The 26,060-nt window shown below is 64.2% G+C and carries 21 protein-coding genes and 2 pseudogenes; 11 read left to right on the top strand and 12 right to left on the bottom strand.

The window, feature by feature from the left end; genetic code table 11:
- The 4 genes and pseudogenes from BM046_RS05305 to BM046_RS16540 form a co-directional block, all read right to left on the bottom strand.
- Positions 1–266 (bottom strand): annotated as a pseudogene (locus BM046_RS05305) (IS110 family transposase); the annotation flags it as partial.
- A gap of 228 nt (positions 267–494) precedes the next feature.
- The gene (locus BM046_RS05300; protein ID WP_090537709.1) at positions 495–1,148 is read right to left on the bottom strand and encodes a 7-cyano-7-deazaguanine/7-aminomethyl-7-deazaguanine transporter; all 654 of its coding nucleotides are present in this window, start codon (positions 1,146–1,148) and stop codon (positions 495–497) included.
- Between the two features lie 184 nt (positions 1,149–1,332).
- Positions 1,333–2,289: an alpha/beta fold hydrolase gene (locus tag BM046_RS05295; protein WP_090537706.1), complete on the bottom strand. Its 957-nt coding sequence runs from the start codon at positions 2,287–2,289 to the stop codon at positions 1,333–1,335.
- A 208-nt stretch (positions 2,290–2,497) separates the two neighbouring features.
- Positions 2,498–3,346 (bottom strand): hypothetical protein, encoded by an 849-nt coding sequence (locus tag BM046_RS16540; protein ID WP_328586345.1) that lies wholly within the window; start codon positions 3,344–3,346, stop codon positions 2,498–2,500.
- Between BM046_RS16540 and BM046_RS16535 the strand changes: the two are divergent.
- Positions 3,301–4,581: pseudogene (locus tag BM046_RS16535) on the top strand (HD-GYP domain-containing protein); the annotation flags it as partial. The gene BM046_RS16540 and the pseudogene BM046_RS16535 overlap by 46 nt on opposite strands.
- A gap of 3 nt (positions 4,582–4,584) precedes the next feature.
- On the opposite strand, the gene BM046_RS05285 reads toward BM046_RS16535, so the two are convergent.
- The 6 genes from BM046_RS05285 to BM046_RS05260 form a co-directional block, all read right to left on the bottom strand.
- Entirely contained in the window at positions 4,585–5,025 is a 441-nt protein-coding gene (locus tag BM046_RS05285) for a hypothetical protein (RefSeq protein WP_090537704.1), read from the bottom strand.
- A gap of 61 nt (positions 5,026–5,086) precedes the next feature.
- Positions 5,087–6,478: an efflux transporter outer membrane subunit gene (locus tag BM046_RS05280; RefSeq protein ID WP_177197792.1), complete on the bottom strand. Its 1,392-nt coding sequence runs from the start codon at positions 6,476–6,478 to the stop codon at positions 5,087–5,089.
- Positions 6,468–8,423: a MacB family efflux pump subunit gene (locus BM046_RS05275; RefSeq protein ID WP_090537700.1), complete on the bottom strand. Its 1,956-nt coding sequence runs from the start codon at positions 8,421–8,423 to the stop codon at positions 6,468–6,470. The genes BM046_RS05280 and BM046_RS05275 overlap by 11 nt, the downstream gene beginning before the upstream one ends.
- 2 nt (positions 8,424–8,425) lie before the next feature.
- On the bottom strand, positions 8,426–9,610 hold the full coding sequence (locus BM046_RS05270; RefSeq protein ID WP_090537698.1) for an efflux RND transporter periplasmic adaptor subunit: 1,185 nt from the start codon (positions 9,608–9,610) through the stop codon (positions 8,426–8,428).
- Positions 9,611–9,754: 144 nt separating this feature from the next.
- On the bottom strand, positions 9,755–11,137 hold the full coding sequence (locus BM046_RS05265; RefSeq protein ID WP_090537696.1) for a sigma-54-dependent transcriptional regulator: 1,383 nt from the start codon (positions 11,135–11,137) through the stop codon (positions 9,755–9,757).
- Positions 11,137–12,624 carry a sensor histidine kinase gene (locus BM046_RS05260; protein WP_177197791.1) on the bottom strand — a complete coding sequence of 496 codons (1,488 nt, stop codon included), beginning with the start codon at positions 12,622–12,624 and terminating at the stop codon, positions 11,137–11,139. The genes BM046_RS05265 and BM046_RS05260 overlap by 1 nt, the downstream gene beginning before the upstream one ends.
- Before the next feature lie 192 nt (positions 12,625–12,816).
- Between BM046_RS05260 and BM046_RS05255 the strand changes: the two genes are divergently transcribed.
- The gene (locus tag BM046_RS05255) at positions 12,817–13,197 is read left to right on the top strand and encodes a DUF4168 domain-containing protein (RefSeq protein WP_090537692.1); all 381 of its coding nucleotides are present in this window, start codon (positions 12,817–12,819) and stop codon (positions 13,195–13,197) included.
- A 471-nt stretch (positions 13,198–13,668) separates the two neighbouring features.
- Here BM046_RS05255 and BM046_RS05250 read toward each other — a convergent pair whose 3' ends face one another.
- Positions 13,669–14,565, bottom strand: a complete 897-nt coding sequence (locus BM046_RS05250) for a LysR substrate-binding domain-containing protein (protein ID WP_143084157.1) — start codon at positions 14,563–14,565, stop codon at positions 13,669–13,671.
- Between the two features lie 109 nt (positions 14,566–14,674).
- Between BM046_RS05250 and BM046_RS05245 the strand changes: the two genes are divergently transcribed.
- The 9 genes from BM046_RS05245 to rpoS all read left to right on the top strand — a co-directional run bounded on the left by BM046_RS05245 (position 14,675) and on the right by rpoS (position 22,973).
- A complete protein-coding gene (locus BM046_RS05245; protein WP_090537689.1) occupies positions 14,675–15,787 on the top strand; it encodes an S-(hydroxymethyl)glutathione dehydrogenase/class III alcohol dehydrogenase in 1,113 nt (370 codons plus the stop codon).
- Positions 15,788–15,875: 88 nt separating this feature from the next.
- Positions 15,876–16,730: an S-formylglutathione hydrolase gene (gene fghA / locus BM046_RS05240; protein ID WP_090537687.1), complete on the top strand. Its 855-nt coding sequence runs from the start codon at positions 15,876–15,878 to the stop codon at positions 16,728–16,730.
- Positions 16,731–16,922: 192 nt separating this feature from the next.
- Positions 16,923–17,396, top strand: coding sequence for a 2-C-methyl-D-erythritol 2,4-cyclodiphosphate synthase (gene ispF / locus BM046_RS05235; protein ID WP_090537685.1), 474 nt, complete (start codon positions 16,923–16,925; stop codon positions 17,394–17,396).
- Positions 17,393–18,457, top strand: a complete 1,065-nt coding sequence (truD, locus tag BM046_RS05230) for a tRNA pseudouridine(13) synthase TruD (RefSeq protein ID WP_090537684.1) — start codon at positions 17,393–17,395, stop codon at positions 18,455–18,457. The genes ispF and truD overlap by 4 nt, the downstream gene beginning before the upstream one ends.
- A complete protein-coding gene (gene surE / locus BM046_RS05225) occupies positions 18,457–19,221 on the top strand; it encodes a 5'/3'-nucleotidase SurE (RefSeq protein WP_090537682.1) in 765 nt (254 codons plus the stop codon). Before truD ends, surE begins: the two co-directional genes overlap by 1 nt.
- A 25-nt stretch (positions 19,222–19,246) precedes the next feature.
- Positions 19,247–19,882, top strand: coding sequence for a protein-L-isoaspartate(D-aspartate) O-methyltransferase (locus BM046_RS05220; protein WP_090537753.1), 636 nt, complete (start codon positions 19,247–19,249; stop codon positions 19,880–19,882).
- A gap of 41 nt (positions 19,883–19,923) precedes the next feature.
- Positions 19,924–20,817, top strand: coding sequence for a DUF368 domain-containing protein (locus BM046_RS05215; protein ID WP_090537751.1), 894 nt, complete (start codon positions 19,924–19,926; stop codon positions 20,815–20,817).
- Between the two features lie 86 nt (positions 20,818–20,903).
- Entirely contained in the window at positions 20,904–21,752 is an 849-nt protein-coding gene (locus BM046_RS05210) for a peptidoglycan DD-metalloendopeptidase family protein (protein WP_090537680.1), read from the top strand.
- Positions 21,753–22,034: 282 nt separating this feature from the next.
- Positions 22,035–22,973 (top strand): RNA polymerase sigma factor RpoS, encoded by a 939-nt coding sequence (gene rpoS, locus BM046_RS05205; protein WP_328586343.1) that lies wholly within the window; start codon positions 22,035–22,037, stop codon positions 22,971–22,973.
- Between the two features lie 50 nt (positions 22,974–23,023).
- On the opposite strand, the gene BM046_RS05200 is transcribed toward rpoS, so the two are convergent.
- Positions 23,024–26,053 carry a multidrug efflux RND transporter permease subunit gene (locus tag BM046_RS05200; RefSeq protein WP_090537677.1) on the bottom strand — a complete coding sequence of 1,010 codons (3,030 nt, stop codon included), beginning with the start codon at positions 26,051–26,053 and terminating at the stop codon, positions 23,024–23,026.
- Between the last annotated feature and the right edge of the window lie 7 nt (positions 26,054–26,060).

The following is a 26,060-nucleotide window of genomic DNA, read 5'->3' as shown; positions in this document are numbered from 1 at the left end:
TTCTTCTGGCCACGCAGGTAGCCCTTGATGTGCTGCGCTGGCAGCAGCTCGACCACATGCCCCAGCGACTCCATCTCCCTGGCCCAATAATGGGCACCCGAGCAGGCCTCCATGGCAATCATCGCTTCGGGATAGTTCGCCAGAAACGGCAGAAGCTCGCTGCGACGGAGCTTCTTGCGTCGAGCCTGTTTGCCCCGTTGGTCCAATACCACAACGAAGAACACAGTCTTTGCCAGATCGATACCGATTGTCGTAGATTTGTTCATGGTCTCCTCCTGTCTCTTCTCGTTTCTCAATAGATGTTTAGCATCTATTTCCTCTGGCGCATCACGACGCCGTAGAGGGAGAGGGAGGAGACCATCTCATCGAGCACCAGCTCGTCCTGGGAGTTGCCGGGGGGCTGTCATCGAGCTGGTGCTCGACGTTCCCAGGGGGCTCGACGTTCCCGGGGAGAGCGACCCGGGGGTGTAGCGCACCTGACGCCTGGGCCCGGCTCAGGCCGTAGCGGGTTGCCGTCCGGCCAGCAGCCGCAGTATGGCGTTGAGCACTATGCCGTACAGGGGCACGAACAGCATGATGCAGACCACTACCTTGGTGGCGTAATCGACGCTGGCGATTTCCACCCAGTTGGCGGCCATGAATTCGTCGCTGCTGCGCCAGAAGGCCACCGAGAAGAACACGAAGGTATCCAGCAGGTTGCCGAGGATCATCGAGGCGCTGGGTGCTACCCACCAGTGTTTCAGTCGACGCAGGCGGTCGAATACCTGGATGTCCAGCAGCTGGCCGCAGACGTAGGCCATGAAGCTGGCCAGGGAAATGCGCAGCACGAAGCTGTTGAACTCGCCGAGGGCGTCAAGGCCGCGGAAGGCACCCTGCTGGAAGAGTACCGATACCACATAGGACACCAGCAGTGCCGGCAGCATGACCCGGGCGATGACCCGGCGGGCGGTCTGTTTGCCGAGCAGGCGTACGGTCAGGTCGCTGGCCAGAAAGATGAAGGGAAAGCTGAAGGCACCCCAGGTGGTATGGAAGCCGAACAGGGTGAAGGGCAGCTGAACCAGATAGTTACTGGCGATGATGATGAGAACGTGGAAGCCGATCAGCCACGCCAGGGCCTGGCGCAGGCGCGCGGGGGAGGTTGCAGTCATGTATCACCTTTTTGATGGATGGGGTTAGGGAACCCATGCCGCCGGGATTGGCGACGGCGCGTACTATAACGTTTCAGGGGGAGTGAGGCCAGTGCGGTTGGTCACCGGCTGGCGGGAGCTGGACGAGCCGGTGCTCGTCCTTCCCGGGCGGGGCCGGTGAGTGTTCCTCGCCGGCGCCTCAGTGTCAGTAATGCCGGCGCAGGAAATCCAGCAGCAGGGCATTCACCTCCTCGGGCTTCTGGCTCTGCACCCAGTGGCCGCAACGCTCGATGATGTGCTGCTCGACCCGGGGCACCACCTGGGGCATGCGTTCGATGGTGAAGCTCTCCAGTTTGCCGACCGGGTCGCGGTCGCCGATGATGAACTGGGCCGGTTGCAGCACCTGTTTGCCAGCCAGATCGGCGGTGCGCTCCCAGTTGCGCTCATAGTTGCGGTACCAGTTGATCGGCCCGTGGAAGCCGTTGTCGAGGTAGGTTTCCACATACACGTCAAAGGCCTCCGGCGGGCACCAGGCCGGCGGCTCGCCGGGGTCGGTGTAGTCATCCAGCCAGCGCGAGTCAGCCGGTTTTTCGGAGATCAGGCCGTTGCCGGAGTTGGGGCGGCCGTGCATCAGGATGCGCAGGGTGCGGGGGATATCCGCTTCCAGCTCGGCCTCGGCCGGGCCCGGTTCCTGAAAGTAGAGGATGTACAGGAACTTGTCCTTGAAGCGTTCGCGCATCATGTCGATGATCGGCCGCTTGGGCCGGCCGCCGAAGGGAACCGACATGCCGCTGACCACCTTGACCCGTTCGGGTTCGAGCAGCGCCAGATACCAGGCGATGTTGGCGCCCCAGTCATGTCCGACCATGGCGACCTGCTGATGGCCGAAGTGATCCATGGCGCGCTGGATGTCGGCGCAGATGGTGAGGATGTCATAGGCCTCAATGGCGGCGGGTGCGCTGCTGCGCCCATAACCGCGCATTTCCGGTGCGAAGGCGCGGTAGCCCGCATCGGCCAGCGCCTGCATCTGGTGTCGCCAGGAATACCAGCACTCGGGAAAACCGTGCAGCAGCCAGACCGGCTGGCCGTCCTCGGGTCCTGCGACATGTACGCTGAGCTGGATATCGTTCACATCCAGAATGTGCTGTTCGCTTCGTAGCATGAGAAGTGCCCCTTGTAGTTTTGCCTACTATGACAAATCGGCACCGTTCTGGCTTGCCCCATTGACCGTATGGATACCCGGCGACCGATGCGACTTATCACGCCATTTTCTGTGGAAGCCTGACTGATCTGCACTATGCTGATAGCACATTGCCCTGATGGAGACGGGCAGGGTGTCTGGGGGAACGATGCGAAAGCAGCGCAAGGGACTACCTATCCAGTGGCTGATTGCCTGTGCCATTGTCATATGTGTACTGGCGATGCTGTCGATCGTCATAGTGCAGGGCTATCGGGGCGGTACGGCAGCACTGGTCGCAGCCGCAAACGACTCGGCGCGCCAGTTGGCCATGGTGCTCAATGAGCGGGCGCGGCGACTGACCCTGCCGGCCCAGAGTGTGATCCGGGTACTGGCCCATGATCGCATTGCCACCGCCGGCAATCTCGAGGAGCGCTTGGCACAGTTGCCGGCTCTGGCCGAGACGCTGAACTCCAACCCCATGCTCAGCGCCGTTTACATCGGTTATGACAACGGCGAATTCCTCCTGCTGCGCCCTCTTAAATCGGGCACGCCCCGGATTGCCGCAGCGCCGGATGATGCGACCTACCTGCTGCAGAGTGTTGCCTTCGATGAGCGCGGCTCGCTGCGCGGGCGCTGGTTGTTTCTGGGTGAGGATCTGCAGATGGCCAGCGAGCGCAGTACCCCCGATTACTGGTTCGATCCGCGCCAGCGCCCCTGGTATCAGGAGGCTGAAGAGCCGGGGCGCGTCGTCATGACCCACCCCTATGTATTCTTCACCACCGGCGAGGTAGGGGTCAGCCTGGCGGTGCGCAGCCACGCGGGCAGCGCGGTGATCGGCATGGACGCGGCGGTGGATGATCTGGCCGCCGAAATGCGCGATCTGCGTCTGACCAGCAGCACCGAACTGGCGATCGTGGATGCCGAGGTGGGCGTCATCGCCTATCCCGACCCGGACCGGCTGATCAGGGGGGAGGGGGCCGGCTTCCGTCTCGCCAGCCTGGAAGAACTGGGTGTGGCACCTCTGCTGGAACTGCAGCACTGGTCGTCCGACTGTTCGAACAGCAGCAGGCCCTGCTGGAGGCAATCATCAAGGTGCTGGCCCACGCGGTGGACGCCAAATCACCCTACACCGGCGGCCACTGCGAGCGGGTGCCGGAGCTGGCGGAGATGCTGTTGCAGCAGGCGGCGACGGTCAGTAGTGGCCCGTTGCGTGATTGCCAGCCGGACGAGGAGGAGCGCTACGCCTTCCGTATCGCGGCCTGGTTGCATGATTGCGGCAAGATCACCAGCCCCGAATATGTGGTGGACAAGGCAACCAAGCTGGAAACCCTGTACAACCGCATCCACGAGATCCGCACCCGCTTCGAGGTACTGCACCGGGATGCCCAGCTGGCCTACTGGCAGGGTCGCTGCGCCGGGGAGGATGAGGCTGCGCTGGCCGCAGCGCTGAATGAACGCCTGGCCCAGCTGCAGCGCGATTTCGAACTGGTAGCCACCGCCAATATCGGCTCCGAGGCCATGTCCGAGGACTATGTTCAGAAACTGGAAGAGATTGCCCGGCAGACCTGGAAGCGGCACTTCGATGACCGGCTGGGCCTGTCGGCGGAGGAGCTGGCGCGTCTGGAATCGGTGCCCGAGCGTCCGCTTCCGGCCACCGAACAACTGCTGGCGGACCGCCCCGAACATCGGATTCCCTGGGGCGAGCGCCGCCCGCCGGTCGAAGCGGATGACCCGCGCAACCGCTGGGGCTTCGACATGACACTGCCGGAGTACGCCCATCACTTCGGCGAACTGCACAACCTGACGGTGCGCAGGGACACGCTGACGCCGGAGGAAAGGTTCAAGGTCAACGAGCACATAGTCCATACCCTGGTGATGCTCAGTACCCTGCCATTCCCCCGGTCCCTGCAGCAGGTGCCGGATATCGCGGCCAACCACCACGAGAAGCTCAACGGGGGAGGCTACCCCCGGCGTCTTGCCGCAGAGCAGCTGAGTGTGCCGGCGCGCATCATGGCCATCGCCGATATCTTCGAGGCGCTGACCGCCGCCGATCGGCCCTACAAGGCGCCCAAGACACTGTCGGAATCCATCCGGATCATGGTGCGCATGGCCCGCGAGCAGCACATCGACGCCGAGCTGCTGGCCCTGTTCCTGTCATCCGGTGTCTACCTGACGTACGCGCACAAGTATCTGCATCCGGAGCAGCTGGATGAGGTCGATGTGCCGGGGTATCTGGAAGAGCTGCGGCAGGCGAGGGCGCTGCAGGACGGTTGAGTATCAGTGGCCGGCAGCCAGGTGGAACTGGCCGCCTTCGGCCTCCAGCGGCCCCAGGCAGGATTCGCAGAAGGCCAGATCGGCAAGCAGTTGCGGGTGTCTGGCCCCGGTCAGCTCCCGCGGGCGGTTGCGCTGCAGATAAGCGCTCAGCGCCTCCAGGGTGGTCATGCCGGTGCTGGCCGGAAACCAGGCCATATCCTCGATACCCCAGGCCAGCCCGGTTTCACCGTCGGGAATCAGCGGGCCGCGTTCCTCCGCCGGCAGCAGTCGGCTGGCCTCGGCAAACTCCAGCGCCGTGGGATCGACAAAGCGACTCAGAGGGGTGACGCCCAGGGTGCGGCACAGTGCGTCCAGACCGTTCAGATGTTCGGTAAGCTGCTCCAGTGCAGTGCTGTGCAACTGGAAATGACGCTGTTCCAGCGTGGCGAGTCGCAGGGCGGACAAGTGGCTCTCCATGGGCAGACGATGGGACAGCGCCTATGGTACTTGCTCGCACCCTGCTTGGCTAACCGGGCTGGCGGACCTGATCCGATGTCTCGTGCCAGCCACCGCCGAGAGCCCGGTACAGGTTGACCGTGGCCTGCAGCCAGGCGGCCCGCTGCTGCACCAGGCTGTCCTGGCTCTGGAAGAACGAGCGCTGGGTATCCAGCAGGTTCTGCAGGGTGATGGCGCCGGCCCGGTAGCGGGCCTGGGCCAGTTCGAAGGCCAGCTCCGACTCTGCCGTTGCCTCCTGCTGCAGCTGGTACTGCTGGCGTGCCTGCTGCAGGGCGCCGAGGGCGGTGTCGGCGTCAATCAGGGCATCCAGAATGGCGCGCTGGTAGCTGATCAGCGCATCCTGCTGAACCGCTTCGCTGATATCGATCTGCGCACGGATGCGCCCGGCATTGAAGATCGGCTGGGTCAGCCCGGCTGCCAGTCCCCAGGTGTTCAGCGGGTTGCTGAGCAGATCCGACAGCGAGCTGCTCTGGGCGCCGTAGTTGCCGGTCAGCTGGATGCTCGGGTAGAGCGCCGCCCGGGCAACGGAGAGGTTGGCATTGGCGGCCAGCAGGCGCTCTTCGCTGGCGCGGATGTCCGGCCGGCGGGCGAGCAGCTCCGAGGGCAGGCCTGCACCGGGCTCGGGTACCCGGATACCGTCCATCTCGGGCAGTACGCCCGGATCGAATTCCGGGCCCTGGCCCAGCAGCAGCGCCAGGCTGTTGCGCAGCTGCAGCGTCTGCTGCTCCAGCGACGGCAGATTGGCCCGCAGCTGGGCGACCAGCGCCCGCTGCTGGCTGACCGCCAGGCTGTCGTCAGCGCCATAGCGGTAGCGCGCCTCGACAATCTCCAGGACCTGCTCGGCCGCAGCCAGATTGTCCCGGGCCAGCTCAAGCCGCGCCCGATTCTCGACCAGCTGGAACCAGGCACTGGCCACCGCTGCCTCGGTACTGATGGCCAGTGCCGCCAGGTCATGGCGGGTGGCGTTCAGGTTGGCGGAGGCCGCCTGCACAGCGGCCCGATTGCGGCCCCAGAAATCCACCTCGTAGCTGGCGTTGAGGGTGGCGCCGAAGCTGTTGCCGGTGCTCTGGCCGTCTCCGCCGCTGCGCCGGCCGCTGGCATTGCCATCCAGGCTCGGCAGCAGGCTGGCACCGCTCTGGCGCAGCTGCGCGTCGGCCTGCAGCAGGCGGGTGGCGGCACTGGCCAGATCGAGGTTGCCGGTGCGCGCCCGGTCGATCAGGTCCGCCAGTTGTGGCTGCTGATATTCCTGCCACCACTCGGGGCTGGGCCAGACACTGGCCTCGATGCTGGTGTTCCATTGTGCCGGGGCCTGTATCGCGCTCTGCGGTACCGGTGTGGAGAGACTGCAGCCGGCCAGCAGGGCCAGGCCGATGGCAAGGGAAAGGCTGTATCTAGTCCGCACTGAGGGCCACCACTGGATCAAGATGCGCTGCCTTGTGGGCAGGCATGAAGCCGAAGATCAGACCGGTCGCGAAGGCGCAGCCGAAGGCCAGCAGCACCGGACCGGGAGTGAACTGGATCGGGGTGCCGAAGTACTGCAGCAGGCTGGCAAAGCCCAGTCCGCTGACCACCCCTATGGCGCCGCCGATGGCCGAGACCACCACGGCCTCGACGATGAATTGCTGGAGGATGTTGCGGGTGCGTGCGCCGGTAGCCATGCGGATACCGATCTCGCGGGTGCGTTCGGAGACGTTCACCAGCATGATGTTCATCACCCCGATACCGCCTACCAGCAGGGAGATGGCGGCGATCGAACCCAGCAGCACGGTGAAGGTGTTCTGGGTGCTGGCCACGCTTTCCAGCAGCGAGGCCATGTTGCGGATCTGGAAATCCTCGACCCCGGCGTGGTTGGCCAGTATCGCCTGCCGCACCGCCTCCTGGGTGGCGTCTGACAGCCGCAGGTCATCGATCAGCACGCTGATGCTGCTCAGGTGGCGGGAGCCGATCAGCCGATTATTGGCGGTGTTGAGTGGGACTATGACGACATCGTCCTGGTCCTGACCCCAGGGCGTTGCGCCCTTTTCCTGCATCACGCCGATGATCAGAAAGGGCACGTTGCGGATCAGCAGATACTGGCCCAGCGGGTCCTGGCCGGGGAACAGGTTGCCGGCAACGGTGCGGCCGATCACCGCCACAGCGGCGTAACGGCGGTTGTCGTCGTCGTTGAGGAACACGCCCCGCTCCAGCGGCCAGCTCTTGGCGGTCACGTAATCCGCCGTGGTCCCGGTAATGCTGGTCTGCGCGTCGGTGTTGCCGGCGCGTACGGTGGCGCGGGTTTCCACCTCGGGTACCGCTGCCACCACGTTGTCTATGGTGGCGGCCACCTCGGCGTCCTCGGCGGTCAGGGTGTTGGTACTGCCGTCGGCCGAACGCCGGGTATTGGGCGCCCCCGGCCGTACTATCAGCAGGTTGGTGCCCATGTCGCTGATACGTTCGACCACATCCTGGCGGGCGCCATTGCCCACCGCCAGCATCACCACCACCGAAGCCACACCGATGACGATACCCAGCAGGGTCAGCACGGTGCGGAACAGGTTGGCGCGCAGTGCCCGCAGAGCCATGCGGATCGCCTCGTTGGTGTCGCCGAGGGGCGCCAGGCCCTGGCTGCGCGGCGCAGCCGAGGCCGGTGCGGGGGTTGGGGCAGCAGCCGGCGTGGTCTGTTTCGGGCCGCTGTCATGGATGATGCGTCCGTCGCGGATCTCGATCAGTCGATCGGCATGGTTGGCCACATCCCGGTCGTGGGTGATCACTATCACCGTCTTGCCCCGGGCGTGGAGGTCCTTGAGCAGCTGCAGCACGTCCTGCCCGCTCTTGCTGTCCAGGGCGCCGGTGGGTTCGTCGGCCAGCAGTATGCGGGCGTCATTCATCAGCGCCCGGGCGATGGATACCCGTTGCTGCTGGCCACCGGACAGCTGGTTGGGTCGGTTGCCCAGGCGTTCGCCCAGGCCCAGGCCGGTAAGCAGCTCCTCGGCGCGGGCATGGCGCAGGTCGCGGGGCAGGCCCGCATAGATAGCCGGTACCTCCACGTTCTCGGTGGCGGTGGCCGAGGAGATCAGGTGATAGCTCTGGAAGATGAAGCCGAAGGTGCGGCTGCGCAGACTGGCCAGCTCGTCGCTGTCGAGCCGGGCGATGTCCTTCCCCTCGAACAGATAGCGGCCGGTGGTGGGCTGGTCGAGGCAGCCGAGCAGGTGCATCAGGGTGGATTTGCCGGAGCCGGAGGCACCCATGATGGCAACGAACTCGCCGTCGTGGATTTCCAGGTCCACGTCCCGCAGCACCGTGGTGGCCAGTTCGCCATTGCGGTAGGTCTTGCCGATGCCCTCGAGGCGGATCAGGGGAGTACTCATGCTCAGAACCTCGGGCGCGGTTGCATGGGCCGTGCCGCCGAGGCGCCGCCAGCGGGGCGACTGCCGCCGATCACCACCTGGTCACCTTCCTCCAGACCATCGAGCACCTCGGCACTGACGCGGGTCATCACACCCACGGTAATGATGCGCTCCTCCGGCTGGCCGTTGACCAGCACCCGGACCCGATAGCGTTTGCCGTCGGCGTCGGTGCCCCGGGCTTCACCGGGGGCGGGGCGCCCGGCCGGCTGCAGGGCCGATACCGGAATGCTCAGGGCGTTTCTGGCCGAGGCCTTGACGAAGAAGACCTGGGCACTCATCTGCGGCAGCAGTTTGCCGTCCGGGTTGGGTACATCGAACAGGGCATTGAACAGCACCACGTTGTTGACCACCTCAGGGGTCGGCAGTATCTGGCGCAGCACACCTTCGCGGCGCACGTCAGGCTGACCGAGGGTGGTGAACCAGACCGGCATGCCTTCCTCGAGCTGGGTAATGTCGGCTTCGGACACCTGGGTACGGACCGTCATGGTACTCAGATCGGCAATCTGCACTATCACTGGCGCCGTCTGGTTGGCGTTCAGGGTCTGACCCTGGTTGGCCAGCTGATCGACCACGGTGCCGCTCATGGGGGCGTGGATGCGGGTATAGCCCAGATCCGCCTGGGCTTCCTTGAGCTGGGATTCGAGCTGGCGGATCTGGGCCTTCAGGGCGGTGATCTGGGCGTTGGCCGAGCGCAGGCTGGCGTCGGCCTGTTCGACCGATTCCTGGCTGGTGGCGTTGAGCTTGATCAGATTGTGCTGCCGTTCGGCCTGCAACCGGGCCAGTACCTGGGTGGCCTCGCGGTCGGCCAGTTGCGCCTTGAGGTTTTCCAGCTGGGCTTCGGTGGCCTCGACCTTGGCCAGGTAGATGGTCGGATCTATTTCGGCCAGGAGCTGGCCTTCCTCGACCTGCTGGCCTTCGATCACATGCAGCACCTTCAGCTGACCGGACACCTGGGTACCCACATCCACGTAGTTGAGCGGCTCGAGGGTACCCAGCGCGGTCACGCTGTCTTCGATGTCGGTACGTTCCACGGGGGCAGTGACCAGCTCGGGACCCCCGCGCTGCTGGCCCAGCAGAAAATACCAGGCAACACCGGCGATGACTGCCAGCACGGCGACTGTCCCGAGGAAACGCCGGTTAAGTGTCATAGATGAAATTCCTTCTCAGGCGGATCAGTAGTTGGCGCCAAGTTTACTCAGCGCCAGTGTCAACAGGGGCCCGATCAGGGTAAAGAATCTGTAAAGAGCTGCCTCGCCGGGTTGTCAGGTGCGCTGCACCCCGGAGACGGCACGCTACTCCAGCCAGCGATACAGGGTCCGCCGGGTGATGCCGAGAATCTCCGCCGCCCGCCGCTTGTTGCCTCCGGTGGCATGCAGCACCTGGTGGATATAGTGGCGCTGCACCGTTTCCAGCGAGGGCATGCCCTCGGGATCGCCGGTGCGGGGCAGGGTGGTGGGGCCCTCGAGAACCGGCGAGATGGGCATGTCGGGATCGGTCAACTGCTCGCAGATACGCTGGGGCAGGTGGCGTGGCTCGATCAGACTGGAGTCGCAGAAGGTTGCCGCCCGTTCCACGGCGTTCTGCAGCTCACGTACGTTGCCGGGGAAGGGATAGGCCTGCAGCACTCCGAGTGCCTCGTCGCTGAAACCCTTGATTCGCGTCTGCTGTCGGGCATTGAGGCGGGCGAGGAAGAACTGCGCCAGGCGCAGCACATCATCCCCCCGGGCGCGCAGCGGCGGCACCTGGATGGCAAAGGTCTCCAGCCGGTAGAACAGGTCCTCGCGAAAGCTGCCGTCGGCCACGGCTTCGGTGAGGTTGCGATTGGTCGCGGCGATGATGCGTACATCCACCTGCAGTTCGTGGTCGGTGCCCACCGGGCGCAGGCGGCCGTCCTGCAGCACGCGCAGCAGCTTGGCCTGCAGCGGCAGCGGCATCTCGCCCAGCTCGTCGAGCATCAGGGTGCCGCCGTCGGCCTGCTGGAACAGGCCGGCACGCTGGGTGCGCGCCCCGGTGAAGGCCCCGGCGGCATGGCCGAAGAACTCGCTTTCCATCAGCTCGCCGGGGATGCCGCCACAGTTGACGACCAGGTAGGGACCGTCGCTGCGGCTGCTCTGGTCGTGCAGGGCACGGGCAACCAGTTCCTTGCCGGTGCCGCTCTCACCCTGGACCAGCACCGGGCCATCTGCCCTGGCGATCTGGCGGATCTGATGGAACAGCTGCTGCATGGCCGGGCTCTGGCCGACGATGCCGTTGAACTGCTCCACCGCCAGCAGGTTGCGATAATGCTGAACCTCCCGGCGCAGTCGGCGGTGCTCCAGCAGGCGCCTGACCGTCAGCAGAAAGTGGTCCATCTCCAGCGGCTTGGTCAGGAAGTCATCGGCACCGCTCTGCAGCGCCTTCACGGCCTGCTGCACCGAACCGAAGGCGGTGATGATCAGCACCGCCGGTGGCGCCTCGCACTGCTGCAGGGCCGGCAGCAGGCTGAGGCCATCGGCGCCGGGCAGGCGCAGATCACTGATGAGCAGGCTGGGTGTGTCCGTTGCCAGGATCTGCAGGGCGCGCTCGGCATCGCCGCAGGCAGTTACCCGGTAATTCTCCGCTTCCAGCTCCTCCTGCAGCAGTTCACGCAGGCCGCGATCATCCTCGACCAGCAGGATATGTTCGTTGTGACTCATTACTTGGCTTCCCCTGTGCGGGCCAGCGGCAGCTGCAGGTGCGCCTCGCAACCGCCCTCGGCCCGGTTCGACAGATTCAGATGGCCGCCGTGCTCCTCGGCGACGGCCTGGACAATGGCCAGTCCCAGGCCGGTACCTTCGCCCGGCGACTTGGTGGTGAAGAAGGGCTCGAGCAGGGTGGCCAGCCCCGCATCCGGCAGGCCCGGACCGTCATCCAGGATGCGGATATGCAGGTGCTCGGTATCAGCGCTGATATGGGTGATGACGGTCGAGCGCGAGGCCTGCAGTGCATTGCGCAGCAGGTTGAGCAGGGCCAGCTCCAGGCGGCCGGCATCGCCCTTCATGGCCGGCAGGTCAGCCGGCATGTCCAGCTGCAGCTGCCGCCCGGCTGCTTCCAGTTCAGGCCGCATGGCCTCGGTGGCGGTACTGATCAGTGCAGCCGGGGTCAGCAGCCGGGGCTGCACCGCAGCTGGTCGGCAGTAATCCAGCAGCTGATTGACCGTACGGGTCAGCCGACCCACCTGGGCGCGGATACCCTCAAGCTGGCGCAATTGCTGTTCATCCAGCGCGTCGCACCGCTGCAGGCGCCGGGCACGGCCATCGATGACGCTGAGCGGAGCGCCCAGTTCATGGGCGATGCCCCGAGCCATGCTGCCGATGGCGACCATCTTCTCGTTGTCCTTGATCCGGGCCAGCAGCTGGGTTTCCGCCCGGCGGTGGGCGTCCAGCTCCCGATTGGCTTCGGCAATGGCATCGAGCATCCGGTTCAGCCCGGCAGCCAGACTGGCTACCTCGGCCGGTCCGTCCAGCGCGGCGCGGTGCGACAGATCGCCGGCGGCCACCCGCTGCATGTGCTGCAGCAGCCGATCCACGTGGCGCCCGACACCACCCCAGTGGCCCAGCAACACACCCGCCAGGATCACCAGGCTGAACAGCCCCCAGACCAGCCAGGCGATGATCGCCAGCTGACGGAAGGCATGGCCGAAGTCGCTGGCGCGGCGGGTTATCTGGATCAGTCCCTGAATCTGGCCGGCGGTATCGAACAGGGGCAGGAAATGGGAAAACAGATGACGGCCGGCCACCCGGCTGAACGCCTCCTGGCCCTCGCCGGTGCGGCGGATGCGATCGGGGATGGTGGTGCCGCTCAGGTCGCTTTCGGTGATGCCGGCCGAGGCGATGCGATTGCCCGCCGAGTCGAACACCGAGGCGCCGTAGACCTCGCCGAGCACGAATACCGAGCCCAGCGCCAGCTCCACCGCGTGCATGTCGCCCTTGTTCAGCGCATTGCCCACCGGCAGGCTGATGGCGCGGCCGATCAGCTCGAGATCATTCTTCAGGCGCTGTTCCTGAAACTGGCTGGCCTGGCCAAGCCCGAAGCGGATGCCCAGGGCGGTGAGCAGTACTATGGGCAGCACCACGAACAGCAGCAGGGAGCGTTGCAGGCCATTGCCGGCGAGGCGTTTCAGCAGACTGGAATCTGTATTCATTTTGACCGGGTCTTTTTTGCTCATGTGCATTTTCTATACACATTGTCCGACTGCGGCCCGGCTCAGGGATTCCGCTGGATTTTGATGATTTGTTTAAAAACCCAATAAAAACAATTGGATATATCGGTTTCAGAAGAGTTGGCACGGTACATGGATAGATCTTGGTGACTTTCAACAGTAAGGAGAAAGACCATGAAACACCTCAAGACTCTGACCGCCGCCATTGCCCTTGCCACCTTCGGTATGGGCGCTCCCGCTGTCATGGCCCAGGCTGGAGGTGCTGCGCAACAGCAGTACGAGCAGGGTCAGCCTGCCGCTGCGCCGATCAGCGATGACAATCTGAAGAAGTTTGTCGAGGCTGATAAGGAAGTTGCGGAAATCCGTGACGAATTCTCCGAGAAGCTGAGCAAGGCCGAGAACCAGGAGGATGCTCAGAAGCTGCAGCTGGAAGCCCAGGAGAAAATGGTTGAGGCCGTTCAGGATGCTGATCTGGACGTAGCAACCTACAACGAGATCGCCACCCGCATACAGACCGATCCCGAGCTGCAGCAGCGCGCTGAAAGCCACCGCTGATAGTTGGCGCTGGACTGAGAAGGGGAGCCGAATGGCTCCCTTTTTTGTTTCCTATTTTCGATGTTGTTTGTGCAGACCTTCTGAGCTGGGGTGTAAGTCCGAGCTTGGCTTGCTGGGATGCAGGGCTGTGCCGACACGCTGCAAGTACGTCCATGTAAGCTCGCGGTTTTCATCCATGAAAACCGACGGTCGGCACAACCCTGCGCCCCAGGCCGCCTACACACTCCGAGCTGCTGATGGTTTTTTCTCACAGCAACTCCGAAGCTTCTGCCGTTGCGTTGGGACGCCTCCGATACGACCGTTTGATGTCATGGATGACATCAACGAGCCCACATGGACGTGTTCACGGCGTGTCGTAGCGGGGGCGTACCAACGCAGAGGCCTGCACGGACGTACACCCAAACACAAAGGGACCTCACCGGTGAGAGTTCTGAACACAGGCCTGCACAGTTACCCGGGCACGCCACCAAACTACGCCTGCCCCTGATACTCCACCCGCTGCATGAGCCGCTGCTTAAGGTGATCCACGAGTTTGCGTACCTTGGGTGAGAGATGGCGTTGCTGGGGGTACAGGGCCCAGACGGCGGTGTGGGGTGGCTGGTGTTGGGTGAGCAGGGCGCGCAGGGCACCGCTGCGCAGGTGTTCGTGAACGTAGTAATCGGGTAACTGACACAGGCCGAAACCGCGCAGGGCTGCGTCCAGGACGGCGCGGCCGCTGTTGCAGCGCCAGGTGCCCTGGACCCGCACCGGCAGCTCCCGTCCGGACTCGACAAAATCCCAGGTATCACTGCTGCCGATCAGGCAGTTGTGGCGCGGCAGCTCGGACAGGCTGTGGGGAGCGCCGTGGCGTTCAAGATAGGCGGGTGAGGCGCACAGGTACATGCGCCGGGGGGCCAGGCGAGTGGCGACCAGGCGGGAGTCCTGCAGGCGGCCCAGGCGGATGGCCAGATCGAACTGGCCGTGGAGCAGATCCAGGGTCTGGTTGGTCAGGGTCATCTCGATGCGCAGTTGCGCATACTGCTCCATGAACTCGTTGACCAGCGGCATGATGAATTCCTCGCCGTAGGCCACCGAGCAGGTCATGCGCAGCAGGCCCTTGGGTTCGCTGGACAGGTCGGTGACCGCCTGTACGGCTTCGTCCCGGGCATCCTGCAGGCGCTGGCAGTGTTGCAGGAAGGTGTGTCCGGCTTCGGTCAGGGTGACCTTGCGGGTACTGCGGTAGAACAGGCGGGTCTGCAGGCGGTCCTCCAGCCGGGCGATCTGCCGGCTGATATGGGAGGAGGAGACGCCCAGGCGTCTGGCCGCTCCGCTGAAATGGCCCAGCTCGGCGACGCAGACGAATTCGTCGATTCCGCTCCAGTTATCCACGCGATTATCCCTGTATGGCAATAATGTTTTGTTATTGGGAGTATTATCCATATCCTGCAGGTTAACTACACTGGCTCTGTTCAACTATTCAGGATATGGAGGGGTTCCCATGATCAAGTCCCGTGCTGCGGTGGCATTTGAAGCCGGCAAGCCGCTGGAAATCGTCGAAGTGGATGTGGCTCCGCCAAAGGCGGGTGAGGTGCTGGTGCGCATCGTGGCGACCGGCGTCTGTCATACCGATGCCTTTACCCTGTCCGGTGCCGACCCCGAGGGTGTATTCCCGGCGATTCTGGGCCACGAGGGTGGCGGTATCGTCGAGGCGGTGGGCGAGGGTGTGACCTCGGTACAGGTCGGCGATCATGTGATTCCGCTGTATACCGCCGAATGCGGCCAGTGCAAGTCGTGCAAGTCGGGCAAGACCAACCTCTGCACCGCCGTCCGCGCTACCCAAGGCAAGGGCCTGATGCCTGATGGCACCACGCGCTTCTCCTACAAGGGGCAACCGATCTACCACTACATGGGCTGCTCCACCTTCTCCGAATACACGGTGGTACCGGAAGTGTCGCTGGCCAAGATCCAGAAAGATGCGCCGCTGGAAGAGGTTTGCCTGCTCGGTTGCGGGGTCACCACCGGTATCGGCGCGGTGCTCAATACCGCCAAGGTGGAAGCCGGCTCCACGGTGGCCATCTTCGGTCTGGGCGGCATCGGTCTGGCGGCGATCATCGGTGCCAGGATGGCCGGTGCCAGCCGCATCATCGGCGTGGATATCAACCCGGCCAAGTTCGACAAGGCCCGGGAGCTGGGTGCTACCGACTTCGTCAATCCCAAGGATCACGACCAGCCGATCCAGCAGGTGATCATCGACATGACCGACGGTGGTGTGGACTACTCCTTCGAGTGCGTCGGCAACGTCGAGCTGATGCGTGCTGCACTGGAATGCTGCCACCGGGGCTGGGGCGAGTCGACCATCATTGGTGTGGCCGGCGCCGGTCAGGAAATCAGCACCCGTCCGTTCCAGCTGGTCACCGGCCGGGTCTGGCGCGGCAGTGCCTTTGGTGGCGTGAAGGGTCGCAGCCAGCTGCCCGGCTATGTGGAGAAGGCGCAGAAGGGCGACATTCCGCTCAGCACCTTCATCACCCACACCATGGGTCTGGAAGACATCAACAAGGCCTTCGAACTGATGGAAGAAGGCAAGAGCATCCGCTCGGTCATCCACTTCTGACCCGTCATCGCAGCCGGCCCCGGCCGGCTGCCTGCGCTCCTGCGGGAGCACCCCCCCGTTTACTCAAGGTTTGAAAGGGAGTTGACTCATGGACTCTGCGATTGAACTGGTTTCCGCCAACAAGTGCTTCGGTGGTTGGCAGAAACGTTATCGGCACCGCTCCAGTGTGCTCGGCTGCGACATGATCTTTGCCATCTTCCTGCCGCCCCAGGCGGATCAGGGCGAGCCGCTGCCGGTACTCTACTGGTTGTCGGGTCTGACCTGCACCGATGAGAACTTCGTGCAGAAGGCCGGCGCCCAGCGCCTGGCCGCAGAACTCGGCATGGTCGTAGTCGCGCCGGATACCAGTCCACGCGGCGAGGGCGTGGCGGACGATCCGCAGGGCGCCTGGGACTTCGGGCTGGGCGCGGGCTTCTACATCAACGCCACCCAGCAGCCCTGGGCGCGGCACTACCAGATGTACGACTACGTGGTGACGGAACTGCCGGCGCTGATCGAGGGCAACTTCCCGGTGTCCGACCGGCGTTCCATCAGCGGTCACTCCATGGGCGGCCATGGGGCGCTGATCTGCGCGCTGAAGAATCCCGGTCGCTACCAGTCGGTCTCGGCCTTCGCGCCCATCACCAACCCGGTCAACTGCCCCTGGGGTCACAAGGCCTTCGGCAATTATCTGGGCGATGATCGGGAACAGTGGAAGCAGTGGGATGCCTGCGAGCTGATCGCCACCGCCCAGGAGCGCCTGCCGCTGCTGGTGGATCAGGGCGAGGCGGACAACTTCCTCGCCGAGCAGCTCAAACCCGAGGCGCTGGAAGCGGCCGCGGCGGCAGCGGGTCATCCGCTGACCCTGCGGCGGCAGGCCGGCTATGACCACAGCTACTTCTTCATCGCCAGCTTTATCGACGACCACCTGCGGCACCATGCCAGGGCGCTGGGGCGGTTGTAAGGTGGTCTCTCGCAACGTCGAGCTGCTCGGGGAACGTCGAGCACCAGCTCGATGAGGCGTACCTGCCGATAACATGGATGCTGTCGGCAGGCACGGCTGGACGAGCTGGTGCTCGTCCCTCCCAGGCCTTCTGCCCATCCCCGGGACACGGTAAGATCCCTCCTTTGATTTTTTCCGCAGAGCAGGTATTCCATGCGCATTGGTCACGGCTATGACGTTCACCGCTTCGGTGAGGGCGACTTCATTATTCTGGGCGGGGTGCGTATCCCCCATGACCACGGCCTGGTTGCCCACTCCGATGGGGACGTGGTGCTGCATGCCCTGACCGATGCGATTCTCGGCGCGGCCGCGCTGGGGGATATCGGCCGGCACTTTCCCGATACCGATCCGCAGTTCAAGGGCGCTGACAGCCGCGTGCTGCTGCGCCATGCGCTGACGCTGGTGCACGCCAAGGGCTGGAAGGTGGGCAATGTGGATGTGACCATTGCCGCCCAGGCACCGAAACTGGCCCCGCACATCGACAGCATGCGGGTACTGGTGGCCGAGGATCTGCAGGTCGAACTGGATCAGGTCAATATCAAGGCCACCACCACCGAGAAGCTCGGTTTTGTCGGGCGCAGGGAGGGGATCGCCGTCGACGCGGTAGCCCTGTTGCTGCCCCTGTGAGCGGCGCACACAGCCAGTGGCTGGGGCCGCGGGCCCACGGCGAGCCCTGTGGCCGGGCGGTGCTCAAGGCGCAGTCGGAGCACTTCCGGGTCACCGAGATCCTCGATATCGAGCTGAGCGGGCAGGGTGAGCACCTGTGGCTGCTGATCGAAAAGCGCGATCTGAATACCGAGGATGTGGCCCGGCAGCTGGCGCGGGTCGCCGGTCTCAAGCTCAGGGATGTCAGCTACGCCGGGATCAAGGATCGGCGTGCCATCACCAGCCAGTGGTTCAGCCTGCAGTTGCCGGGCAGGGACGATCCGGACTTCTCGCCCCTGTGGAATGACCAGCTGCGCTGTCTGACCAGCCGCCGGCACAGCCGCAAATTGCAGCGCGGAGCGCACCGCGCCAACCACTTCGTCATTCGTCTTACCGAACTTCAGGCTGATCCCGCACAGCTGGACGAGCGTCTGCAGCGCATCGCCGAGCAGGGCGTGCCGAACTACTTCGGGCCCCAGCGCTTCGGCCGTGACGGCGGTAACCTGCAGCAGGCCCGGCAGTGGGCCGAGCGGGGCGCACTGCCGCCGGCCCGGGGCACGCGTTCACGTCTGCTGTCCACCGCCCGCAGCCTGCTGTTCAACCGACTGCTGGGGCAGCGGGTGGCCGATGGCAGCTGGGACCGCATATTGCCCGGCGACTGCCTGGCCTTCACCGACAGTCGCAGCCATTTTGCCGCCGAACGTCTGGCCGCCGAAGATCAGCGCTTTGCACAACTGGACGTCCATGTGACCGGCCCCCTGTGGGGTGCGGGGCAGGCTCCGGTTGCCGGTACCGTGCAGGAAATGGAGCAGCAGCTGGCGGCGGCCGAGCCGCAGCTGTGCCAGTGGCTGGAAAATGCCGGGCTGGAGCAGCAGCGCCGTATTCTGCGTCTCCCCTTGATCGGCCTGACGTGGCATTATCCTGCAGCGGATATCCTGGAAATTGAATTCACCCTGCCCACCGGTTGCTTTGCGACGGCAGTACTGCATGAGCTGGTACTGCTGGATGACGAGCCGGGCGGCGGACTGGAAAGCGAAACCTGATGCGTATTCTCATTGCCAACGACGATGGTGTGCTGGCGCCGGGCCTCAAGGCCCTGCACGGCGCGCTGGACGATTATGCCGACTGTGTGGTGGTGGCACCCCACGAGGACCGCAGCGGTGCCAGCAGCGCCCTCACCCTGGACAAGCCGCTGCGGCCGTTCTATCTGGAGAACGGCTTTGTCGGCCTCAATGGCACGCCCACCGATTGTGTCCACCTGGGGGTGAATTCGCTGTTCCCCGACAGCGTGGACATGGTGGTGTCCGGCATCAACCTCGGCGCCAACCTGGGCGATGACGTACTCTACTCGGGCACGGTAGCTGCCGCGCTTGAGGGCCGCTTCCTGTCCCGACCGGCCATGGCCTTCTCCCTGGTCAGTCGCCAGACCGACAACCTGCCGGCGGCCGCGGCGATCGCCCGGACGCTGGTCGAGGCCCATGAGCAGCTGGATCTGCCACCGCGCACCATACTCAACGTGAACATTCCCAACCTGCCGCTGGACCGTATCCAGGGTATGGTGCTGACCCGTCTCGGCCACCGCCAGCGTGCCGCCAGGCCGGTGAAGTGGACCGATCCCCGGGGCAAGGAGGGTTACTGGATCTCGGTGGCTGGGGATGCGGAGGACGGTGGTGAGGGCACGGATTTCAATGCGGTGATGCACGGTTACGTCTCCATCACCCCGCTGCGCATCGACAAGACCTACTACGAGGTGTTCGATCGGCTCAATGGCTGGCTGGGCGATCTGAGGATACAGCAAGGTGCGTGATGATCTGTTGAAGAGCGGTATCGGCATGACCTCCCAGCGGACCCGCGAGCGGCTGCTGGAGCGTCTGTTCGAGGAGGGCATCCGCGACCTCAAGGTACTTGAAGCCATTCGTCGCACGCCGCGGCACCTGTTCGTCGACGAGGCGCTGGCGCATCGTGCCTATGAGGACACGGCCCTGCCGATCGGGCACAACCAGACCCTGTCACAGCCCTATATAGTGGCGCGCATGACCGAGCTGCTGCTCGGCGGGCGGGAGCTGGACAAGGTGCTCGAGGTCGGCACCGGTTCGGGCTACCAGACCGCCATTCTGGCTCAGGTGGTGGAGCGGGTGTTCAGTGTCGAGCGCATCCTGCCGCTGCAGGAGCGAGCCAAGACCGTGCTCAGGGACATCGACATCCGCAACGTGGTCTTTCGCCACGCCGACGGCAACTGGGGCTGGCCCCAGTACGGGCCCTATGACGCCATTCTGGTCACCGCCGCGCCGCCGGAGGTGCCGGCCGAGCTGCTGACCCAGCTGGCAGACGGTGGGCGCATGGTCATCCCGGTGGGCGAGCATGAACAATATCTGACCCTGGTGATCCGTGAAGGGGATCAATTCATCCGCCATCAGGTCGAACCGGTACGTTTCGTGCCGCTCTTGTCCGGAGTAATGAACTCTTGAATCGCCGTTTTCTGGATTATCTGCTGATCTACCTCAAGGGCATGGCCATGGGGGCCGCGGATGTGGTGCCTGGCGTTTCCGGTGGCACCATTGCGCTGATTGTCGGGGTCTACGAGCGGTTGCTCAAGGCGCTGGGTTCCTGCACTCCGGACAAGCTGCTGTGGCTCGCCCGCGGCCGCATCCGCGAGACCTGGCGAGCGATCGACGGCACCTTCCTGGTGGCGCTGCTGGGCGGCATCCTCACCAGTATTGCAGCGTTCGCCAATCTGCTGGGCTATCTGCTCGAAACCCATGGCGAGCTGACCTGGTCCTTCTTCTTCGGTCTGATCCTGGTCTCGGTGTATATCGTCGGTCGGGAGGTCCATCGCTGGAATCTGTGGACCCTGCTGCTGGTGGCCCTGGGTGCCGGCTTTGCCTACATGATCACTGTGGCCGCACCGGTACAGTGGTCCTCGGCGCCGCTGTTCATTTTCCTGGCCGGCGCCATCGCCATCTGCGCGATGATACTGCCGGGCATCTCCGGCAGCTTCGTGCTGGTGCTGCTCGGTCTGTATGCCACCATTCTGGGGGCTGTACGCAGTTTCGATCTGGTCATGCTGGTGACCTTCGCGGCTGGTTGCGCTGTGGGTATGCTGAGCTTTGCCCGGCTGGTGTCATGGTTGCTGGAGCATGCGCGCAATGCCACTATGGCGGCAGCCACCGGGCTGCTGATAGGGTCGCTGAACAAGGTCTGGCCCTGGAAGCAGACCATCAGCTGGCGCGAGAACAGCAAGGGCGTGCCGGAGCCGCTGTTGCAGGACAATGTGCTGCCGACGACCTATGAAACGCTGACCGGCGAACCTTCCTGGTGGATTGCCGGTCTCCTGCTCATGCTGGTTGCCGTGGCACTGGTGTTGACACTGGAGTGGATCGGCCAGCGGATCAGCCGCGGCTGATATCGGAGCGGTCGGGCGGAAACCTTTTCAAGCGGGGGATCATTGTGAGGCGATGGAGTATCAGCACTGCCGGCGTACCCGGGCTCATGCTCATGGCCCTGCTGATATCTGCCTGCGCCGGTCCCGCCGGCACTGTACCTGTGGACGATCGCAGCCGGGGCGGTTATCGCGCCCAGCAGGTAACCAGTGGTCACCATGTGGTACAGCGAGGTGACACCCTGTATTCCATCGCCTTCCGCTATGGCTGGGACTGGAAGGCTCTGGCCGCGCACAACGGTCTGCGTGAACCCTATACCATCTATCCCGGTCAGCGGCTGAGCCTGGACACCGGCAGCCGCAGTACCGCAACGGCCAGTCGTCCCTCCCCGGCGCCGGCGCGCAGCGCGCCGGCCTCCGGTACCCGCCCTGCAGCCGCTGCCACGACACCGCCGCGAACCGGTGCGGCCACCGCGCCCACGGCAACCGCGGCAACCTCCCCTGCGCGCACCCCCACGGCTGCGGCTAATGCCCCCGCAGCCAGCCGGCAGCAGCCGGCCTCGACACCGGCACCGGCGGCAACGTCAGTGTCCGGCTGGCAATGGCCTGCGCAGGGCCAGATCATCGCCCGATTCCAGTCGAACGGCAGTTTGAATAAAGGGATTGATATCGCCGGTCAATTGGGTCAGCCTGTAAAAGCTGCGGCTAACGGAACAGTAGTTTACGCGGGTCGTGGATTGCTCGGTTATGGGGACATGATCATCATCAAGCACGATGAGACCTATCTCAGTGCCTATGCCCATAACAGCCGCCTGCTGGTGAAAGAGGGGGAACAGGTACGTACAGGACAGACGATCGCGGAGATGGGCAATACCGGCACCGACCGGGTGAAGCTGCATTTCGAGATCCGACGTCGGGGGCAGCCCGTTGACCCGCTCGGTTATTTACCAAAACTGTGAAGTAGTGCAAAACAAACCTGTATCTGCACTGTCATAGTTCTGGTGCACACTGCAGGAGGCGCCGGGGCAGAGTCCATTGCCACACGATGGTCCCGAAGTAGTCAGCGGAGACTGACGCGCACCGAATTGCATCAGGGGGTTTTCCGTCAGGCCGGGCGAACGCAAGGTTCGTCTCTGCGGGAACTGAATGGGCAGTTTGTCCAGTGTTTCGACTGAAGGTGGGGCATGCACATGGTAAATAATAATAATGCACCTGATCGGTACAGCGGCGATGAAGAGCTCATGGACCAGGTCAGATTCGAAGTGGATGACAGTCCCGGAGGCTCTGGCAAACCCAGGGTCACAACACCGCGCAACCACCAGCGCGAGGACTCCTTCGAATTTTCCCGCCAGCTCGACCCAACCCAGATGTATCTCAACGAAATCGGTTTTTCTCCCCTGCTGACGCCGGAGGAGGAAGTGCATTTCGCCCGCCTGGCGCAGAAGGGGGATCCTGCCGGACGCAAGCGCATGATCGAGAGCAACCTGCGCCTGGTAGTCAAGATAGCCCGCCGCTATGTCAACCGCGGGCTGGCGCTGCTGGATCTGATCGAGGAGGGTAACCTCGGACTGATCCGGGCAGTGGAGAAATTCGATCCCGAGCGCGGTTTCCGCTTCTCGACCTACGCCACCTGGTGGATCCGCCAGACCATCGAGCGGGCGATCATGAACCAGACCCGCACCATCCGCCTGCCCATTCATGTGGTCAAGGAACTCAACATCTACCTTCGCGCTGCCCGCGAGCTGACCCAGAAGCTGGATCACGAGCCCTCACCCGAGGAGATCGCCCAGCTGCTCGACCGCCCGGTGGAGGACGTCAAGCGCATGCTGGGACTCAATGAGCGTGTAGCCTCGGTCGACGTACCCTTGGGCGCCGATTCCGACAAGACCCTGCTGGATACCCTGCCTGACGATATGGCCGGCGACCCCGGCGACCTGCTTCAGGAAGAGGACCTCAACGCCAGCATCGACAACTGGCTGTCGGAATTGAGCGAGAAGCAGCGCGAAGTGGTGACCCGCCGCTTCGGCCTGCGCGGGCACGAGAGCAGTACCCTGGAGGAGGTCGGTCGCGAGATCGGCCTGACCCGCGAGCGGGTTCGGCAGATTCAGGTCGAAGCTCTCAAGCGCCTTCGGGACATCTTCGAGCAGCACGGGCTGAGTGCCGACTCCCTGTTCCGCTGATACGGGCCGGGTCCCGCCTTGATGGCGGGCCGACCGGCTCCGGATTCCGCTCAGGCAGTCCGCTCGCGCTCGCTGAAGGTGACGTACACCGCCGGCAGCACGAACAGGGTGAAGAGCGTGCCCACGGTCAGTCCGCTGGCAATCACCACACCGATATCGAATCGGCTTACCGCGCCGGCACCCTGGGCGATCAGCAGCGGAATCATCGCGAACACCATGGCGGCGGTAGTCATCAGCACCGGTCGCAGGCGGATGGCAGCCGCCTGTTCCACCGCCTCGCGCATTCCCAGACCTTCCTGCCGTCGCAGCTGATTGGCGAACTCGACGATGAGAATCCCGTGCTTGCTGATCACCCCGATCAGGGTCACCAATCCTACCTGGGTATAGATATTCATGCTGGAAACGCCCACGAACAGGGGAATCAGCGCGCCGCAGATCGACAGCGGGACTGTCACCAGAATGACCAGCGGGTCGCGGAAACTCTCGAATTGGGCGGCCAGCACCAGATAGATCATCGCCAGCGCCAGGGCGAAGGTGACATAGAGCGCCGAGCCCTCCTGCTTGAACTGGCGGGATGAGCCACCATAGTCCACGGAAAAGCCCTGTGGCAGCTCTTCCTCGGCGATCTCCTCCAGCAGTGCGAGGGCGTCACCCATACTGACCAGCGGAACGCCCTGGATGCGCGCCGCATTGAGCTGCTGGAACTGGTTGAGCTGACGCGGCCGGGCCTGTTCGCGATAACTGATCAGCGAGCCGAGGGGGATCATCTGGCCGTCCCGGTTGCGTACATGGTACTGGGCCAGCCAGTTGGGGTTGTCGCGGTATTCGCGCTCCACCTGGGCGATAACCTTGTAGCTGCGCCCTTCCACCGTGAAGCGGTTGATTTCGCCCTCGCCGAGCAGGGACGCCAGGGTGAGGCCGATATCCTCCATGGACACATTCATCTGGGCCGCCTTTTCCCGGGAGATCTCCACCTCCAGCTCGGGCTTGTCGAAGGCCAGATCCACGTTGATTACGGCGAACTTGCCACTTTCCCGGGCGCGCGCGGCGACCCGTTCAGTGACCTGCAACAGGGTCTGATAATCGCCGAGACTGGTGATCACGAACTGCAGGGGCAGACCGTCGCTGGCGCCGGGCAGGGCCGGTACGCTCATGGCGAAGATCTGCAGCCCGGCGACTTCGTTCAGGCTGTTCTGGATCAGCGGCACCATTTCCGCTTCGCTGCGCTCGCGCTGATCCCAGGGCTTGAGGATGAAGCCGCCCAGACCACTGTTCACGCCATCCATGCCGTTGATGTGGAAGTGCGCCTCGTACTCGTCGAACTCCCTCAGCCGTTGGTTGACCTCGTTGGTGTAATGGGTGAGGTACTCGAGGTTGGCGGTCTGTGGTGCATTGGTGAGCATGAATACGAAGCTCTGGTCCTCGGATGGCGCCAGCTCACTGCGGGTGAACATCAGCAGTACCGGAATCAGCAGCAGGACCAGCACGCCGAAGGTGAGGGTCACTCCCCGGGTCTCCATGCTGCTGTGCAGCAGGCGCTGGTAGCGCACCTGCATGCCGTGGAACAGGCGATCGAGTCGCGCAGCCAGGCCGCGGGTAGTGTCGGCAGGGCGCAGAAGGCGCGAGCACATCATCGGTGACAGGGTCAGTGCCACTACCCCGGAAATGACGACCGAGCCGGCCAGGGTGAAGGCGAACTCCTTGAACAGGGCCCCGGTGATGCCTTCCAGAAATCCGATGGGTGCGTAGACCGCCGCCAGGGTGATGGTCATGGCCACCACCGGCATGGCGATCTCCCGGGCGCCGAGCAGGGCAGCGTCCACCGGTGACCGGCCTTCCTCGATATGCCGATGGATGTTCTCCACCACGACGATGGCGTCGTCGACCACCAGGCCGATGGCCAGTACCAGGGCCAGCAGGGTCAGCAGGTTGATCGAATAACCCATCAGCTGCATGAAGAACAGCACGCCGATCATTGACAGGGGGATGGTCACCACCGGAATGATCACCGAGCGTACCGAGCCGAGGAACAGGAATACCACCACGATGACGATCACGACCGCTTCGGCCAGCGTCTTGATCACCTCGTCGATCGACTCCTGGATGAACAGGGTGGCATCGTAGGCCACCGTCATCTCCAGTTCCGGCGGCAGCTGCGCATCGATCTGCGGCAGCGCCTTGCGCACCTCGGCAATCACATCCAGCGGGTTGGCGGTGGTGGTGGCCTCGACGCCGATGTAGACCGCCGGAATGCCATTGAAGAAGCTCATCGCATTCAGGGATTCGGCGCCCAGCTCGACCCGGGCGATGTCCCCGATCAGTACCCGGGTGTCGCCGTCGGTACGCACCGGGATGGCGGCAAACTGCTCGGGTTCCTGCAGGTCGGTGGCGGCGTTGACGCTGGTGACCACATATTCGCCCTTGGTCTCGCCGGCGGCAGCCAGGAAGTTGTAGCGGCGCACTGCCTGATTGACGTCGCTGGCGGTGACCCCCATGGCGGCCATGCGCACCGGGTCCAGCCACAGACGCATGGCGAAGTTCTGCCGACCGAGGATGGCGGCATCGGCAACCCCGGGCAGGGTCGCCAGACGCGGCTGCACCACCCGGGACAGATAGTCGGTGATCTGCGGGTTGCTCAGGGTCTCGCTGCTGAAGCTGATGTACATCAGTGCCGTGGCATCCGCCGCCTCACGGCTGATCACCGGATCCTCCGCCTCGGCCGGTAGCTGGCTGCGCACTTCGGCGGCCTTGGACATCACGTCGGTGAACAGCCGGTCCGTATTCACCCCGAGTCGTGCACGGACCTGGATCACCGAGAAGTTCTGCCGGCTCACCGAGCTGATGTAGTCCACCCCTTCGGCGCTGGCCAGACTCTGCTGCAGCGGCTGGGTGATATAGCCCTGGATCACTTCCGCGTTGGCCCCGGGGTAGGCCGTGGTCACCGTGATCAGCACGTTTTCCATCTCGGGGTACTGGCGGATGGTCAGGCTGTTGAGGGCCTGCATGCCGAGCAGAATGATCAGCAGACTGACCACGGTCGCCAGCACCGGGCGACGGATGAAGATATCGGTAAAAGCCATGCGCGGG

Source organism: Halopseudomonas formosensis, from assembly GCF_900115905.1.
GTDB lineage: Bacteria > Pseudomonadota > Gammaproteobacteria > Pseudomonadales > Pseudomonadaceae > Halopseudomonas > Halopseudomonas formosensis.
The sequence above is the reverse complement of the archived record's forward strand: the minus strand, read 5'-3'. Positions and strand labels throughout refer to the sequence as shown.

Bases quoted from the DNA above. Each gene is read 5' to 3' on its own strand.
- BM046_RS05300 (WP_090537709.1), bottom strand. From the start codon at position 1,148: ATGACTGCAACCTCCCCCGCGCGCCTGCGCCAGGCCCTGGCGTGGCTG.
- BM046_RS05295 (WP_090537706.1), bottom strand. From the start codon at position 2,289: ATGCTACGAAGCGAACAGCACATTCTGGATGTGAACGATATCCAGCTC.
- BM046_RS05275 (WP_090537700.1), bottom strand. From the start codon at position 8,423: ATGAGTACTCCCCTGATCCGCCTCGAGGGCATCGGCAAGACCTACCGC.
- BM046_RS05270 (WP_090537698.1), bottom strand. From the start codon at position 9,610: ATGACACTTAACCGGCGTTTCCTCGGGACAGTCGCCGTGCTGGCAGTC.
- BM046_RS05265 (WP_090537696.1), bottom strand. From the start codon at position 11,137: ATGAGTCACAACGAACATATCCTGCTGGTCGAGGATGATCGCGGCCTG.
- BM046_RS05260 (WP_177197791.1), bottom strand. From the start codon at position 12,624: ATGAATACAGATTCCAGTCTGCTGAAACGCCTCGCCGGCAATGGCCTG.
- BM046_RS05255 (WP_090537692.1), top strand. From the start codon at position 12,817: ATGAAACACCTCAAGACTCTGACCGCCGCCATTGCCCTTGCCACCTTC.
- BM046_RS05245 (WP_090537689.1), top strand. From the start codon at position 14,675: ATGATCAAGTCCCGTGCTGCGGTGGCATTTGAAGCCGGCAAGCCGCTG.
- fghA (WP_090537687.1), top strand. From the start codon at position 15,876: ATGGACTCTGCGATTGAACTGGTTTCCGCCAACAAGTGCTTCGGTGGT.
- ispF (WP_090537685.1), top strand. From the start codon at position 16,923: ATGCGCATTGGTCACGGCTATGACGTTCACCGCTTCGGTGAGGGCGAC.
- surE (WP_090537682.1), top strand. From the start codon at position 18,457: ATGCGTATTCTCATTGCCAACGACGATGGTGTGCTGGCGCCGGGCCTC.
- BM046_RS05220 (WP_090537753.1), top strand. From the start codon at position 19,247: ATGACCTCCCAGCGGACCCGCGAGCGGCTGCTGGAGCGTCTGTTCGAG.
- BM046_RS05215 (WP_090537751.1), top strand. From the start codon at position 19,924: ATGGCCATGGGGGCCGCGGATGTGGTGCCTGGCGTTTCCGGTGGCACC.
- BM046_RS05210 (WP_090537680.1), top strand. From the start codon at position 20,904: ATGCTCATGGCCCTGCTGATATCTGCCTGCGCCGGTCCCGCCGGCACT.
- rpoS (WP_328586343.1), top strand. From the start codon at position 22,035: ATGGACCAGGTCAGATTCGAAGTGGATGACAGTCCCGGAGGCTCTGGC.
- BM046_RS05200 (WP_090537677.1), bottom strand. From the start codon at position 26,053: ATGGCTTTTACCGATATCTTCATCCGTCGCCCGGTGCTGGCGACCGTG.